The sequence below is a fragment of the Pantoea sp. CTOTU50773 genome, assembly GCF_032082325.1.
Classification (GTDB): domain Bacteria; phylum Pseudomonadota; class Gammaproteobacteria; order Enterobacterales; family Enterobacteriaceae; genus Pantoea; species Pantoea communis.
In genome coordinates this window covers 32644-46139 of the sequence record NZ_DAMDQC010000002.1, presented here as the reverse complement: position 1 = coordinate 46139, position 13496 = coordinate 32644, and the positions used below count along the sequence as shown (strand labels likewise).

The 13496-nt window shown below is 55.8% G+C and carries 12 protein-coding genes; 3 read left to right on the top strand and 9 right to left on the bottom strand.

Annotation, left to right across the window (positions count from 1 at the left end; translation table 11 throughout):
* Positions 1 to 90 precede the first annotated feature (90 nt).
* The 4 genes from RT340_RS00710 to RT340_RS00695 form a co-directional block, all read right to left on the bottom strand.
* Positions 91 to 768, bottom strand: coding sequence for an SDR family oxidoreductase (locus tag RT340_RS00710; RefSeq protein ID WP_313373469.1), 678 nt, complete (start codon positions 766 to 768; stop codon positions 91 to 93).
* The gene (locus RT340_RS00705; protein ID WP_313373467.1) at positions 765 to 1958 is read right to left on the bottom strand and encodes an exo-alpha-sialidase; all 1194 of its coding nucleotides are present in this window, start codon (positions 1956 to 1958) and stop codon (positions 765 to 767) included. The genes RT340_RS00710 and RT340_RS00705 overlap by 4 nt, the downstream gene beginning before the upstream one ends.
* A gap of 1 nt (position 1959) precedes the next feature.
* A complete protein-coding gene (locus tag RT340_RS00700; protein WP_097118993.1) occupies positions 1960 to 3381 on the bottom strand; it encodes a sodium:solute symporter family protein in 1422 nt (473 codons plus the stop codon).
* A 254-nt stretch (positions 3382 to 3635) separates the two neighbouring features.
* Positions 3636 to 4541: a LysR family transcriptional regulator gene (locus RT340_RS00695; protein WP_160834340.1), complete on the bottom strand. Its 906-nt coding sequence runs from the start codon at positions 4539 to 4541 to the stop codon at positions 3636 to 3638.
* An 84-nt stretch (positions 4542 to 4625) separates the two neighbouring features.
* On the opposite strand from RT340_RS00695, the gene RT340_RS00690 reads away from it, so the two are divergent.
* Complete coding sequence (locus tag RT340_RS00690; protein WP_097118991.1) at positions 4626 to 5696, top strand: tartrate dehydrogenase; 1071 nt, start codon at positions 4626 to 4628, stop codon at positions 5694 to 5696.
* Positions 5697 to 5800: 104 nt separating this feature from the next.
* Here RT340_RS00690 and RT340_RS00685 read toward each other — a convergent pair whose 3' ends face one another.
* From RT340_RS00685 to RT340_RS00675, 3 genes are read right to left on the bottom strand one after another with little or no spacing between them, the layout of a single operon-like run.
* On the bottom strand, positions 5801 to 6616 hold the full coding sequence (locus RT340_RS00685; protein WP_313373462.1) for a carbohydrate ABC transporter permease: 816 nt from the start codon (positions 6614 to 6616) through the stop codon (positions 5801 to 5803).
* Positions 6616 to 7488: a carbohydrate ABC transporter permease gene (locus RT340_RS00680; protein ID WP_038643559.1), complete on the bottom strand. Its 873-nt coding sequence runs from the start codon at positions 7486 to 7488 to the stop codon at positions 6616 to 6618. Before RT340_RS00680 ends, RT340_RS00685 begins: the two co-directional genes overlap by 1 nt.
* Positions 7489 to 7546: 58 nt before the next feature.
* Positions 7547 to 8890, bottom strand: coding sequence for an extracellular solute-binding protein (locus RT340_RS00675; protein ID WP_097118990.1), 1344 nt, complete (start codon positions 8888 to 8890; stop codon positions 7547 to 7549).
* Between the two features lie 531 nt (positions 8891 to 9421).
* Between RT340_RS00675 and RT340_RS00670 the strand changes: the two genes are divergently transcribed.
* Complete coding sequence (locus tag RT340_RS00670; protein WP_313373457.1) at positions 9422 to 10021, top strand: GNAT family N-acetyltransferase; 600 nt, start codon at positions 9422 to 9424, stop codon at positions 10019 to 10021.
* 13 nt (positions 10022 to 10034) lie between these two features.
* On the top strand, positions 10035 to 11126 hold the full coding sequence (locus RT340_RS00665) for an ABC transporter ATP-binding protein (protein ID WP_211729092.1): 1092 nt from the start codon (positions 10035 to 10037) through the stop codon (positions 11124 to 11126).
* A 99-nt stretch (positions 11127 to 11225) separates the two neighbouring features.
* Here the strand turns inward: RT340_RS00665 and RT340_RS00660 are convergent, their stop codons facing one another.
* Both RT340_RS00660 and RT340_RS00655 read right to left on the bottom strand, forming a co-directional pair.
* The gene (locus tag RT340_RS00660) at positions 11226 to 12347 is read right to left on the bottom strand and encodes an ROK family transcriptional regulator (RefSeq protein WP_058961835.1); all 1122 of its coding nucleotides are present in this window, start codon (positions 12345 to 12347) and stop codon (positions 11226 to 11228) included.
* 26 nt (positions 12348 to 12373) lie between these two features.
* A complete protein-coding gene (locus RT340_RS00655) occupies positions 12374 to 13249 on the bottom strand; it encodes a BadF/BadG/BcrA/BcrD ATPase family protein (RefSeq protein ID WP_176505788.1) in 876 nt (291 codons plus the stop codon).
* Between the last annotated feature and the right edge of the window lie 247 nt (positions 13250 to 13496).

Genomic DNA, 13496 nt, shown 5'->3' with positions numbered 1-13496 from the left:
TTGACCGCCATCTACAATGACGCTCTACCGTAAATCATTCACTCTTGCCCGGTGATTGCATCAGCTGCGGATAACAACACGAATCGCTATCTACAACGACGCTCCACCGCAGATAACCAATTCCTGCCCGGTTATTGCATCAGCAGCGGGGGACAGCACAAAACCCGCCAGCGCCGCCACTTCCTCCGGCTTGATGTAGCGCCCAATGGGCGGCAGCTTGGGTGGTGAACTGGCACGGCCAGGTTGCAGCAACATGGGCGTTTTAGTGGCACCGGGCGCGATCACATTCACGGTGATCCCCTGCGGCGCTAATTCAGCCGCCCAACTGCGCGCCATCCCAACCATTGCCGCTTTGGTGCTGACATACTGGCTGCGATGAGCGGCGCCGCGTGAGGTGCGACTGCCGATCAGCAAAATACGATCGCCCTGCGTCATCTGCGGCTGCAACGCGTTCGCCATGATCTGCGCCACCTGCACATGCAGATACCACAGGCGCGCGCTCTGCTCCTCATCGAGATCGCCGAGCAGCGCTGCCGCCCTCATGCCTGCGGCATGCACCAGCGCATCCACCTTTGGCAAAGCGGCCAGCGCCTGCTTCAGCAAACTGGCATCGAACAGATCCACGCTCACCGAGGTAAAGCCCGGATGATCTTTCTTGACCAGCGTGCGACTGAACCCCGTCACCTGCCAGCCCTGCGCCAGCAGATGATCGGCAATCGCCGCGCCAATACCTGAACTGACACCCGTGACCAGCGCGTGTCGACTCATTTTTCGCCCCTCACCCACGCTTCGTTAACGCGGACGTACTTAATCGCCTGACGGAAATAGGTGTAGGCGATATGCAGTGCGCCGTCCTCACTTTGCTTGATGCTGGGATAGGAGAACTCGCGGTTGAGCTTCTGCTGCGAATTGTTGGTCATGCAGTAGCCGTCGCCTTCATCGAGATGACGCTGCCACGGCCAGCTTTGGCCGCCATCCGGGGAGATGGCCAGCGTCATCGGTGCACGCGGTGCGCCCCAGAACGCGGTACGTCCGCTATGCACCACCGGTTCAGCGGCCACCGCCACATCGTCATCCTCATCCTCATCTTCGATTTCGTCATACAGCGACAGGCGACGCTCGCTGGCATCTTTGGCACTCATGGCGTTGAACACCAGCGCCAGATGGCCGTTGTTCAGCGTGGTCACCTGAATTGAGGAGTTGTTGTTCGGCAGTTCCGTCGCCGCCGGCGCACTCCAGCTTTCACCACCGTCTACAGAACGACTTTGGTAGATAAAGTCTGCCCAACGACTGCGATACAGCGCCAGTAAACTGCCATCCTGCAATAAAGTAATGTTCATGTGCACGCAGCCGAGGCTATCCGGCACCGCCACATCGCGCCAGCTTTTGCCTTTATCGCTGGAGATTTTTACCGCGCTAATGTCATCATTACCGACCCATTTTACGCCCGGCTGAGTGCGGCAATAGAACACCGGCAACAGCCAGTTGCCATTCGGTAACACCGTAATCGGCTGGCGAATAAAGGTGCCGGGTTGATCGAGCAGCGTGTCGATGGCGCTCCAGCTGCGGCCAAAATCACGTGACTGGCGATAGCGCACAATCGCCGTGTCCTGATTACCGGACTTCTGCGCTGTCCATAACAGCCACAATATCTGGTCAGGATCGAGGAACAGCACCGGGTTCTGCTCAGAGCGCGTCGAATCATCAGAAAGTTTCTGCGCCTCACTCCACTGGCTGCCGCCTTGTTCCAGGCGCGAGCACCACACGGAGATATCGGCAATCCCTTCCTGCGTACCACCAAACCAGACACACAGCAGATCACCGTTGGGCAGCGGCAGCAGATTAGCGGCATGATTCTGCGGACAGACCGAAGGCAGCATCGCCGTGAGCTGCTGCGCATCCTGCGCGTGCGGATGAAGGTTACCGTTACGTTCGACGGTAATCGTTGATTCGGTCATATCAGGCTCCACTGTTTTGCATTGAAGATTTTGGTGCTTTTTTGTCGTGCGTTTGTACCGAAGGGATCAGGCGATCAATCACCATGATCACTGCAGGCGTAATCAACGCCACGTACATATTGTTGATGCCGAACGGATCACCGAGCAGATACCAGACGGTGGTCACCACGCAGGCCCCAATCAGACCGGCATTCGCCCCTCGGGTACTTTTATAGAACGGCAGGTAGAAGGCAATAATCGCCACCACCGAGATCGACAGACGAATCGCGCGGGTGAAGAAGGAGAGCTTCAGCACCTCGGGGACGAACAGCACCAGGATTAACGGCAGGAAACCAATCAGCAGCGACAGCCAGCGCGTCATACGGAATTCACGTTCTGGCGTTGGGTTGCGATACGGTACATAGAAATCTTTAACCACCAGCGAGGCAATCGCCAGCGCCACAGTACTGACACTGACGAAGATGGAGGCCACCAGCGAGGTGGTCACAATCCCCGCCAGCCATGGGCTCATATCCTGCAGAAACACCGGCAGTGCATACAGGCTTTTGATATCCGGATGCAGGTACTTCGCCGCCACGCCAATCAACGCAATGGCAATCGCAATCGGCATGCAAAAGAAGAAGGCAACCCAGGTTGCACGCTTAGCGGATGCGGCACTTTTGGTGGAAGCAATGGCCTGAATGACAAACTGGGTGCAGAAAATCGAACCGATGGTGCCAATCATCCAGGCAAATATGGTGCTGGCCCCGATATTACCGTCCCACGTCCAGTAGAAATGCGGCATCTCTTTGATCATCGGGCTAACGCCGCCGGTCATATGCAGTGCGACGCCGAGAATGATCAGGATACCGATATATTTCAGTCCGCTGTGCAGCAGCGTGACCCAGGCAATGCCCTTCATGCCACCGAACATAAAGTAGAAGGTACTGACGATTGCGGTGATCACGGCCGCCGTGGTGAGATCGAGGTTCAACACGGTCGAGATCGCCGCTGCGCCGCTCACATAGTTCCCCACGTTCACCAGCAGCAGCGCATAGATCATGATGAGGGAAATGATGTTCTTGGTTGAGTTGCCGTAACGTTCAGCAATCGCACCCGAAATGGTGATTTTTCCGGTGTTATAAATACGCTTAACCAGCAGGAATCCAAACAGCGGGAAGCCAATCGCGGCACCAATCACCGACCAGGATGCGGCAAACCCACCTTCAAACGCCGCCTGGGCGGTACCAATGGTCGATTTTGCGCCAATGTACTCAGACATTAACATCACACCCACAACAAAAGCCGGCATCACGTTGGATCCCGCCATAAAGTCGCCGCTGTTTTTACTGCGCAGGCGCCAGGTCAGCCAGGTGGTAAACAGAATATACGCGATGACGATCCCGACAATAATCATCATCCCTTCTGCAGAAAACTGTTTCATTTTAGCCTCATTGATAACGTAGGGTCGTGGCCTGCGCTGGGCTTCACGCTTGCCGTTAATGAGGTTGCCTGTTTTGTTATTTTAGTGTCTGTGCACAACGGCAACCCTGTTTATGCTTATTGATTCATTTCACTCAAAACAGAATGAATTCACGCATAAGCAGGGCAATTTATAGGCTAATCAGCCAATGATTTGTTTGATCATGCTCACAAACAGTCAATTATGATTATAAATAATCAAAAATAACTTAATAGTTACAAGGCGGATTGCAAAAAATCCACAAAGGCGCTAATGCGGGCAGGTAACTGACGCTGCGGCCGCCACACCGCAAAAATATCCCCGTCCACGCTGCTCCACGCTGGCAGTATATGCAGCAGATCGCCACGCTCAATCATGTGCTGGGCATCCCACCAGGATCGCAACAAAATGCCGTGCCCATCCATCGCTAACTGCATCGCCACTTCACCATCGTTGGTGATCAGGCTGCCCTGCACTTTTTGCGTCACCTGCTGCTGGCCATCACTCAATCGCCACAATGCGAAATCGCTTTCGTACTGGCGTAGCAAAATACAGTTGTGCTGCGCCAGCGCCACAATACTGTCAGGCAGGCCGTGACGTTGCGCATAAATCGGGGCGCAGCATAGCACGCGTGGATTGGTGCGTAACTTGCGCGCGATGAGTCGCGCATCGGGCGGTTCGCCTATGCGGATATCAATGTCGATGTGTGAATCGATGAAATTCAGTGGCTGGCTGCTGAGCTGTAGTGATAACGAGACTTCAGGATGCAGCGCCGCAAAGCGCGACACGCAAGGGGCAACATGGCGGCGTCCAAATCCAAACGAGGCGTTGATGTTCAGGCTGCCACGCAGCACCGCCGCCTGGCTGCTGACCGACTCCTCCAGCTCCGCCAGTTGATCGAGCAAAGGGCGAGCCCCTTCCAGATAGCGTTTTCCTTCAGCGGTGAGCTCCAGCCGCCGCGTGGTGCGTTTAAGCAGTTGCACCCCCAGACGCTGTTCAAGGTGGCTGAGACGTTTGCTGACGGCGGGCAGCGACAACCCCAGCTCACGCGCCGCAGCGGTTAAACTCTCCAGCGCGGCGACGCGCACAAAGAAGGCCAGATCATCAGTCGAAGTGCGCGATTCTCTACTTTTATTCAACATTGGCTTGCCGCTCAGGCTAATTATTTCCCGGTGATGCATGGTTATACTGCGTTCAGAACATCAACAGCAACCTGTGAGAACCCTATGAGCGGCAAAACCTACAAAATCGCCGTCATCCCTGGCGATGGCATTGGCAAAGAAGTGATGCCTGAGGGCATCCGTGTAATGGATGCAGCGGCAAAGAAATTCGATATTTCTCTGGAGTGGCAATGGTTTGACTTCGCCAGCGCTGAATACTGGCAAGAGCACGGCAAGATGTTGCCGGATGACTGGTTCGCCACCCTCAGCCAGTTTGATGCCATCTATTTTGGCGCGGTGGGCTGGCCGGATGTGGTACCGGATCACGTGTCGCTGTGGGGATCGCTGCTGCAGTTCCGCCGCGAATTTGATCAATACGTCAACCTGCGTCCGGTTCGCCTGATGCCGGGCGTCAAAGCGCCGCTGGCCAATCGTCAGCCCGGCGATATCGATTTCTACGTGGTGCGTGAAAATACCGAGGGCGAGTACTCGTCCGTCGGCGGCACCATGTTCCCTGGCACCGACCGCGAAGTGGTGATTCAGGAGACGGTGATGACGCGCGTCGGCGTCGATCGCATCCTGAAGTTTGCCTACGAGTTAGCGCAGAAGCGTCCGAAAAAGCACCTGACCTCTGCCACCAAATCCAATGGCATTGCTATCACCATGCCGTATTGGGACAGCCGCGTTGAAGCCATGGCACAGAGCTATCCGGAAGTGAAAGTCGATAAGTATCATATCGATATTCTGACCGCGAACTTCGTGCTGCATCCGGACTGGTTTGATGTGGTGGTGGCCAGCAACCTGTTTGGCGACATTCTGTCGGATCTCGGCCCGGCCTGTACCGGCACCATCGGTATTGCGCCCTCCGCGAACATCAACCCGGAAGGGAAATTCCCGAGCCTGTTTGAGCCGGTGCATGGCTCAGCGCCGGATATCGCGGGCAAAGGCGTGGCAAACCCGATTGGACAGATCTGGTGTGGTGCGATGATGCTGGAGCACCTCGGTTACGCCGAAGCGGGTGCCGCCGTGCTGGATGCCATTGAGCGCACCCTGGCCGCCGGTTCTAACCTGACGCGCGACCTCGGCGGCAGCGCCTCAACGGAAGAGTTGGGTGCGGCGATCGCAGCAGCGCTGTAAATAGGCTTAACGGATGCGCCCGCTATCAACTCGGGCGCCCCAATGGCCACGGCCTGTAATGTTCGCAGTTGCAGGTGCTCACAGAGTCGTGCTCTGGCGCACCCCTACTTCACCGCCCCTTCCGTCACTCCGCTGATAAACTTGCGCTGGAACACCAGAAACACCGCCACCAGCGGCATGATCACAATCATCGCGCCCGCCATTAGCACTGGAATATCAATGGTGTTTTTGTTCTGGAAAAACATCATGCCGATTGGCAAAGTGCGCAGTTCATCCTTGTTGACCAGAATCAGCGGAATCAGGAACTCATTCCACGTCCAGATAAACAGCAGCAGCGCCAGCGTTGATAGCGTGGGCCAGATGGCGGGCACCAGAATGCCCCACAGGATTTTGCGCCGGGATGCGCCGTCCATCACTGACGCTTCCACCAGTTCGCGTGGCACCTGCTGCAGTGCAGTGGCAATCATCAACGTGCTAAACGGCAGTGATAAGGCAATTTGTGGCAGGATCAGCGCCAGATACGTGTTCGTCAGCCCCATCCAGCGCAGTTCGTGGTAGAGCGGGATAATGAAAGCCTCGCTCGGTAGCACCATGCCCAGACCCAGCATCGCCGCTATCACCTTCTTACCAGGGATTTTCAGCCAGGCAAAACCAAATCCCGCCAGAATCCCTAGCAAAATGCTGCTGATTACCACCGGAATCACTACCAGCACCGAGTTCATAAAGTAGACGTTGAAGTGCCCCTGCTGCCAGGCCGTCACGTAATTTTTAAAGTTCAGCGATGAAGGCAGCGTGAACACGCCCTGAAACAGCTCCATCTGCGTTTTGAACGAAGTCATCAGCGCCATTAAAAATGGCAGGATGGTCATCAGCGCGACAATCCAAATCAGTGCGCGTGAGACAACAGGCGTACCGCGCATCAGTGACGCTCCCGAATAGCAAAATGAATACAGGCGTTGATCATCAGCACAATCAACATACTGAACACGGCAACCGCAGACGCGTAGCCAAAGTAGTGCAGATCAAAGCCCTGCTTATACATAAAGATGTTGGTCACCATGGTCGAGGTGCCCGGCCCACCTTGCGTCATCACATACACCAGATCGAAGGCCTTCAGGCTGGCAATCACCGTCAGCAGCAGCGCAATGCGCAGTTCCGGGCGCAGTGAGGGCAGCGTGATACGCATAAACTTCTGACGCCGTGAAGAACCATCCAAATCGGCGGCTTCTAATAGCGAGGGATCCATGCGCTGTAATCCAGCCATAAACAGCACCAGACAGAATCCAAAGAAATACCAGGTGGCGACAAAACCCACGGCCGGTAACGCCCAGGTGAAATCCCCCAGCCACGACAGAGCCAACTGCGGCAAGCCAATCGCGCGCAGGAACTGATCGATAGGACCAAACGCGGGGTTATACAGCCAGCGCCACACCACGCCCAATACCGCCATCGGCATGATGTAAGGCAGGAAAAACAGAATACGCAATACGCTGCGCTCTTTGCCGTTGCGCGTTTCATACAGGAAGCTGCACAACAGCAGACCGACGCCAATCGGCAGTAAGGTGTAAAACAACATCAGCAGCGCGTTGTTACCGAGCGCCACCCAGAAAACCGGATCCTGGAACATGCGCACGTAGTTGCTGATACCGGTGAAAATCGGCAAGGAGGTGCCATCCCACTCGGTGAAACTGATGCCGAGCGAGGCCAGCAGCGGCAGGAGTAAAAACACCGCATAGACCAGTACGGCAGGCAGAAGATAGAGCGCATTGCGCCAGGCAGATTTGTTCAGCATAACCTTACTCGCTTGCAGGCTAATTCACGGCCCGGCATTGCTGTCGGGCCGGACGTCATCAGTGCTTCAGGGTTTTCAGGTAACGTTGATAGTTGTTGTCGAAATTGGTGACCATCTGCTCCGGCGTCTGTCTTCCGGCCAGTAACAGCTGCACGTTCTGATTCAGCTCAGCATTCATGGTCGGCGTGGCCCAGTCCAGATAATGGCCGAGGCCATCATGCTCGTTGAGGGTCACCCATACCTGATACGTCTCCGCCAGCAACGGGTTATCCGCAGGGATTTGTGCATTCTTGCTGGTACCCGCCGGCAGGAAGCCCACTTTCAACCAGCGGTTAGCCATCTCATCGGAAACGATGTAGTCGATAAATTTGGCCGCCGCATCCTGCTGCTCTTTGGTTTTCGCGGTGTTGGTGATCGAGAACGCCAGATCGGTACCGCCCACCATTAGCGCATGCTGTACCCCCTCACCCATCGGCATCGCTGCAAAGTGCACATCTTTATTGTCTTTGAACTGACCGAGATACCAGGTGCCGCTCACCAGGAACGCGGCCTGACCATTCTGGAACAGCGTGGCCGCATCATCATGGCCAATGCCTTCGAAGCCAGGGAAGAAGTAGCCTTTGTCTTTCCAGCTTTTCATCATGCTCGCCGCTTTCACCAGCTTGTCGTCTTTGAAGGTGCCGCCGACGTCGTAAATCAGATCGTCGAGGGCTTTGCGATCTTTACTCTCAATCTGTGCTTCCCATACCGTACTCAGCAACTGCTGGCCCATATTGCCATCCAGCAGGCCGAGCATCATCGGCGGCGTACCCGCGGCTTTCAGTTTCTCCATTGCCGCTTCCAGTTCAGGCAGGGTTTTCGGTATCGCAACACCCGCTTTGTCCAGCAGCGCCTTGTTGTAATACAGACCCACCATTTCACCGAGACTCGCCACGCCATACAGTTTGCCGCTACCAAAGTCTTGCTTATCAGACCAGCGGTTACGCTTGAGGATCGAATCCGGGAAGCGCGTGGTCCAGCCGTAAGTTTTGGCATAATCGTCCAGCGGCCACAGCAGTTTGTCTTTCACCAGCGAACCCATATCGCCACCGCCCTGATTGACCTGCGCGATTTGCGGGCCATCACCGGCAGTCAGCGCCAGCTTCAGTGGAATGCGTGTGTCTTCAAAAGAGTGCACCGAGCGCTGGATGGTAATGCCCGGATTCTTCTGCTGGAACGCTTTAACCGCTTCATCCACGGCTTCGGTTTGCTGCGGATAGTTATAAATATCCCATTCGTTCAGCGTGACCGCTTGTGCCGTCGCCAGGGTCGCACCGAGCAAAATCCCGGCTGAAACCAGACGCGACACACTGCGCAGTGAGCTTTTCATACGGGACGGACGTTTGGTTGAATCACACATCATGCTCGGTTTCTCCAACAGATGACTGGCATCCCTTCATCGCGACACCTGCATGTCCTGGCAGGTTGATTCAGCAGCAGTAATAACGACGTTAATTCATACTTACTTTATGAACAAAAGAAAGTCAAACACCCTCACTGCGGAATTTTTGCTCTGTGATACAGTGCAAACTGTGAGAAGAAAAGTGGACTATGCAGTAGAGAATTCTGCAAGACAGCCGCTGAAGCGCACACCATAAGAAGACATGCCTCTGCCGACAGCACAAATCACTTACGCCATTCAGCCGCATTAACCCACTGACAGACCATATGAAAATTCTATACTTATTGAGAGAGGTGAGAGGCCTTTGCGGCAAAATCATCCCAGAACACAGGCACCACAGGCTCTGCGCCGCTTCACGTGGCCGTTCACGCCACCGTCCGCCCTCAGGATTTACCTCGATGTTGTGCGGTAGCGCAATTATTACACCTTGAAAACTAAGTCAGCTTTATTTACCGTAAAATCTGTTCATCTCATGACCACAGAGGCACCACCATGACGGCTAAAGGTGTTATTCGCCGCGCCAGCGAGAGCGATTTTCCGGCCCTGTCGCGCATCTGCTTAGAAACGGCCAATGCGGGCACTGATGCCACCGCGCTCTATTCCGACCCGGCACTGCCCGGCCTGCGCTTTGTCATTCCCTACGCGCGCTTTGCGCCTGACTTTGCTTATACCCTTGAAATAGAGGGTGAAGTGATGGGTTATGCGGTGGCAGCACCGGATACACGCGCCTTCGAAGCAGAACTGGATGCGCAGTGGTGGCCGCCACTGCAACAACAATATCGCGACTACACGCCGCGAGCCCCCCTCGACAGCAAAGTGCTGGACGCCATCCTCCAGCCAGATGCCGCTGCAGAACAACTGGTAGCGCAATGGCCTGCACATCTGCATATCAATCTGCTGCCGCCAGCCCAGCAAGGCGGCTGGGGACGAAAACTGATTGAGCAACTGCTGCAGGACCTACGCGCCGCTGGCGTACCGGGTGTTTATCTGGGCGTAAGCCTGCAAAACGAGAAGGTGTGCGGCTTTTATCAACGTCTCGGTTTCACGCCCATTATGCGCAGCAACGCCATCTACATGGGCAAACTACTCTGATTGAGGCATCACCATGACCAGCCTGCATCTGCAAAGCGTTAAAAAGTCCTACGACCATGTGAATGTGATTCACGGTATCGATCTCACCATTAACAGCGGCGAGTTCGTGGTGTTTGTCGGCCCTTCCGGCTGCGGTAAATCGACCTTGCTGCGCATGATTGCCGGGCTGGAGGAGATCAGCGACGGCAAGCTGTTGATTGAAGGCGCAGACATGACGCACCAGCCCGCCACCGAGCGTGGCATTGCCATGGTGTTTCAGTCCTATGCGCTCTATCCGAATATGACGGTGCGCGGCAATCTGGCTTACCCGCTGGAAGTGATGAAGAAATCCAAAGCGGAAATTGAGAAAGCGATTAACCAGACGGCGGCGCGTCTGCATCTGACGGAACTGCTGGATCGCCTGCCACGTGCGCTCTCCGGCGGCCAGCGTCAGCGTGTGGCCATTGGTCGCGCCATCATCCGCCATCCACGTATTTTCCTGTTTGATGAACCTCTCTCCAATCTGGATGCTGAGCTGCGGCTACAGATGCGCATTGAGATCGCTCGCCTGCACGCCTCACTGGGCAACACCATGATTTATGTCACGCACGACCAGCTGGAAGCGATGACGCTGGCCGATCGCATCGTGGTACTTCGTCAGGGCAAAATTGAGCAGGTAGGTGCACCGATGGCGCTGTATCACGATCCCGACAATCTGTTTGTCGCCGGGTTTATCGGTTCACCGAAGATGAACTTCCTGCAGGCGGAAATCGCTACGATCGCGCCAGGTGCCGTGCAGTTGCGCGTGCCCGCATTGGGCATTCAAACGCTGACCATGAAGATCGACGCAGCCTGCCATGAAGGACAAAAAGTCACGCTGGGGATTCGCCCCGAACATTTCTCACCGGCGCAGCAGGAAACCGATACGCTGAGCTTTAGCGCTGATTTGTCATTCAGCGAGATGCTGGGGCATACCAACTATCTTTACCTGGATATCGGTGAGGAGAAGTTACTGGTGATTGAGGAGCGTAACGCGGCAGAACATGAGATTGGCGACCGCGTCAGCTATCAGATCAATGCTGAGCGCGGAATGTTGTTTGATGAGCAGGGATTGCGCCTGCGTTAAGCGCCTGAACGAAGCAAGCGCCGTAGTTATGCTACGGCGCTCTCCTTATAACGAGTGAACAACGTCGATGCAGATCGCGCCACTACAGCTATTGCTGCTTTAAGACACCGTCTCTTCATCAGCCTGCGCCGCCAGTAAATCCAACAGCTTATTCACCGCAAAACCTGCCGCACCCTGTGCCCACATCCGATTCGACTCAGTGAGGAACTGCAGCGGCGTCATCTGCGGCGTGATCTTCAGGCGATAGGTCTGGAAGCTCTGCGTAATGTGGTCGAGCAGGATGCGCGAGGCCATCTGCGGCTCCATCGCCAGATACACCACGTCAGGATCGTAAGCCACCGACAGATTCGCCAGCGACATGCCCAGATGCTGCCCGGCCTCCGCCAGCGCGCTAAGCACTTCAGGTGTGGGCTGGCTATCCAGATCGCGTAACGTCTGCGGCAGCGCCTCTTTCAGTGAAACTGCCACACGCTGCAAAATCGCCTGTGACGAGGCGACATCTTCCAGCAAACGTTCGGAGCCATCACCGAGCAATGACACACCAATCTCACCGGCTTTGCCATGGCGGCCGCGATAGAGCTGGCGATCCAGCAAGATTCCGGCCCCAATCCCTTTGCCAAAGGTGGCGATCACTGCTGACTGCGCATGGCCCAATTGACCAAATACCAGCGCGGCCATGGCTAAGGCATTGGCATCATTTTCGATAAAGACCGGCAGTGAAAAACGTTCTTCCAGCAGGCGTGCAATCGGCACGTTGTTCCAGCCCAGCGCGCGTGACAAGACGCAAACGCCGTTGCTGGCATCCACCAGCCCCGAGAGTGCAAGCCCAATGGCACCGACTTTCTTTCCTTCCACACCACGCAAAAACTTCGCCAGCGCATCACCCAGTTGCTTGGGGGTCATCGCGCCTGAAGGGATCTGCTGTTCGCCAATAATGTTGCCGCTGAGATCGGTTAAGACGATCAAATTACGTTCGGCGTTAAGCTGAATGCCCACCACACTGGCGTGATCCGGGTTGAGGCCGAGCAGGGTTTTCGGTCGTCCCATTGATACACGACGCAACCCCAGCTCCTGCACAATACCGCCGGAGAGCAAGCGGTTGGTGGCCTGCGAAACCGTGGACATACTCAGGCCGCTACGGACTTTGAGGTCAGACTGGCTGATTGGCGCATTTTCGACAATCAGCCGCAAAATGCGTGCAGTTACGTTGGGAGCGCTCATGGATCTCTTTTTTAAGTTAGAAGAGGCTAAGCCGGTTGCTGGCTGAACTGGCTGGCAAGGCGCAGTGCGCCGCTTAAGGCATCTCCCTGCGGCGGCACAAGCTGTGCAGCAATCTCGGCCGGTAACCAGGGCTGAATCGGCACCGCAAGCCCCCCCATCAGGGCCAGTTTGCCGTGACTGCGTGCCAGCAAGGGTTGCACCATCTGCACGATATCGGCAGCGGCCTGCTGCACCAGCGCAATGCCATGGGGATCGCCCTGCTGTGCAGCGGCAAAGACTTCAGGTACCACGCTGCCCCACTCGGCGGGTGTTGCCTGCTGTGACCAGAGTAACATCTGTTCCGGGCTGTGTTGATGCAACGCCATAATACGTTCAGTCAGCGCTGAAGCAGGCACGATAGCTTCGTGCGCCAGCAACGCTAAGCGCCGTGCACGGCGTCCAAGGATGGCGCCTGAACCGGCATCCGACAGGGCAAAACCCCAGCCACCCAGCAGGGTAAACTGCGCGCCGTCCCAGGCTGCGCCCTGGCTGCCCGTCCCGACAATCAGCACCGCGCCTGGTGCACCATCGTGCGCACCCGCGCAGGCGATCTCGACATCGGTAAACAGATAACGCGCCTGACAACGAGGCTGCCAGCTTTGCAGCCGTGAATGCACCGATGCCACATTGGCCCCCGCCAAACCCGCCACCAGCAGGGTGCGGTCACGCGCATCAGCAGCCAGCCCCGCTTGTTGAAAGAGCGTGTCGATGACCGATTCAATGGCGTTGATGGCGGCATCATACTGCGACCAGACATTGGCGGGCCCGCCCGTTGCTTCCGCCAGCACGTGGCCAGCGTGGTCCGTCAGGCGCCCGCGACAGTGTGTACCACCGCCATCAATACCCAGCAAAAGTGATTGCACGCGCTTCCTCCTGCCTGCCACGAACGGCATGATGCTTATAGATGTGCGAAAGATAGGGGAAAAAAACTTAAATCGCAATCACAAATAAATACGCATTCCGTATAGTTAATTAATATTCATATAAAACATAAAGATAACAAAAAGTACCAATTTGAGATCGGCGTTACGGATTGACATTAGTTTTTCTGCCGTAATAAGTTAATGGTCAGATTATCAGCAGCCTGATGGGTCGGGCAGCTAACAAGCA

Bases quoted from the DNA above. Each gene is read 5' to 3' on its own strand.
- RT340_RS00710 (WP_313373469.1), bottom strand. From the start codon at position 768: ATGAGTCGACACGCGCTGGTCACGGGTGTCAGTTCAGGTATTGGCGCG.
- RT340_RS00705 (WP_313373467.1), bottom strand. From the start codon at position 1,958: ATGACCGAATCAACGATTACCGTCGAACGTAACGGTAACCTTCATCCG.
- RT340_RS00700 (WP_097118993.1), bottom strand. From the start codon at position 3,381: ATGAAACAGTTTTCTGCAGAAGGGATGATGATTATTGTCGGGATCGTC.
- RT340_RS00695 (WP_160834340.1), bottom strand. From the start codon at position 4,541: ATGTTGAATAAAAGTAGAGAATCGCGCACTTCGACTGATGATCTGGCC.
- RT340_RS00690 (WP_097118991.1), top strand. From the start codon at position 4,626: ATGAGCGGCAAAACCTACAAAATCGCCGTCATCCCTGGCGATGGCATT.
- RT340_RS00685 (WP_313373462.1), bottom strand. From the start codon at position 6,616: ATGCGCGGTACGCCTGTTGTCTCACGCGCACTGATTTGGATTGTCGCG.
- RT340_RS00680 (WP_038643559.1), bottom strand. From the start codon at position 7,488: ATGCTGAACAAATCTGCCTGGCGCAATGCGCTCTATCTTCTGCCTGCC.
- RT340_RS00675 (WP_097118990.1), bottom strand. From the start codon at position 8,890: ATGATGTGTGATTCAACCAAACGTCCGTCCCGTATGAAAAGCTCACTG.
- RT340_RS00670 (WP_313373457.1), top strand. From the start codon at position 9,422: ATGACGGCTAAAGGTGTTATTCGCCGCGCCAGCGAGAGCGATTTTCCG.
- RT340_RS00665 (WP_211729092.1), top strand. From the start codon at position 10,035: ATGACCAGCCTGCATCTGCAAAGCGTTAAAAAGTCCTACGACCATGTG.
- RT340_RS00660 (WP_058961835.1), bottom strand. From the start codon at position 12,347: ATGAGCGCTCCCAACGTAACTGCACGCATTTTGCGGCTGATTGTCGAA.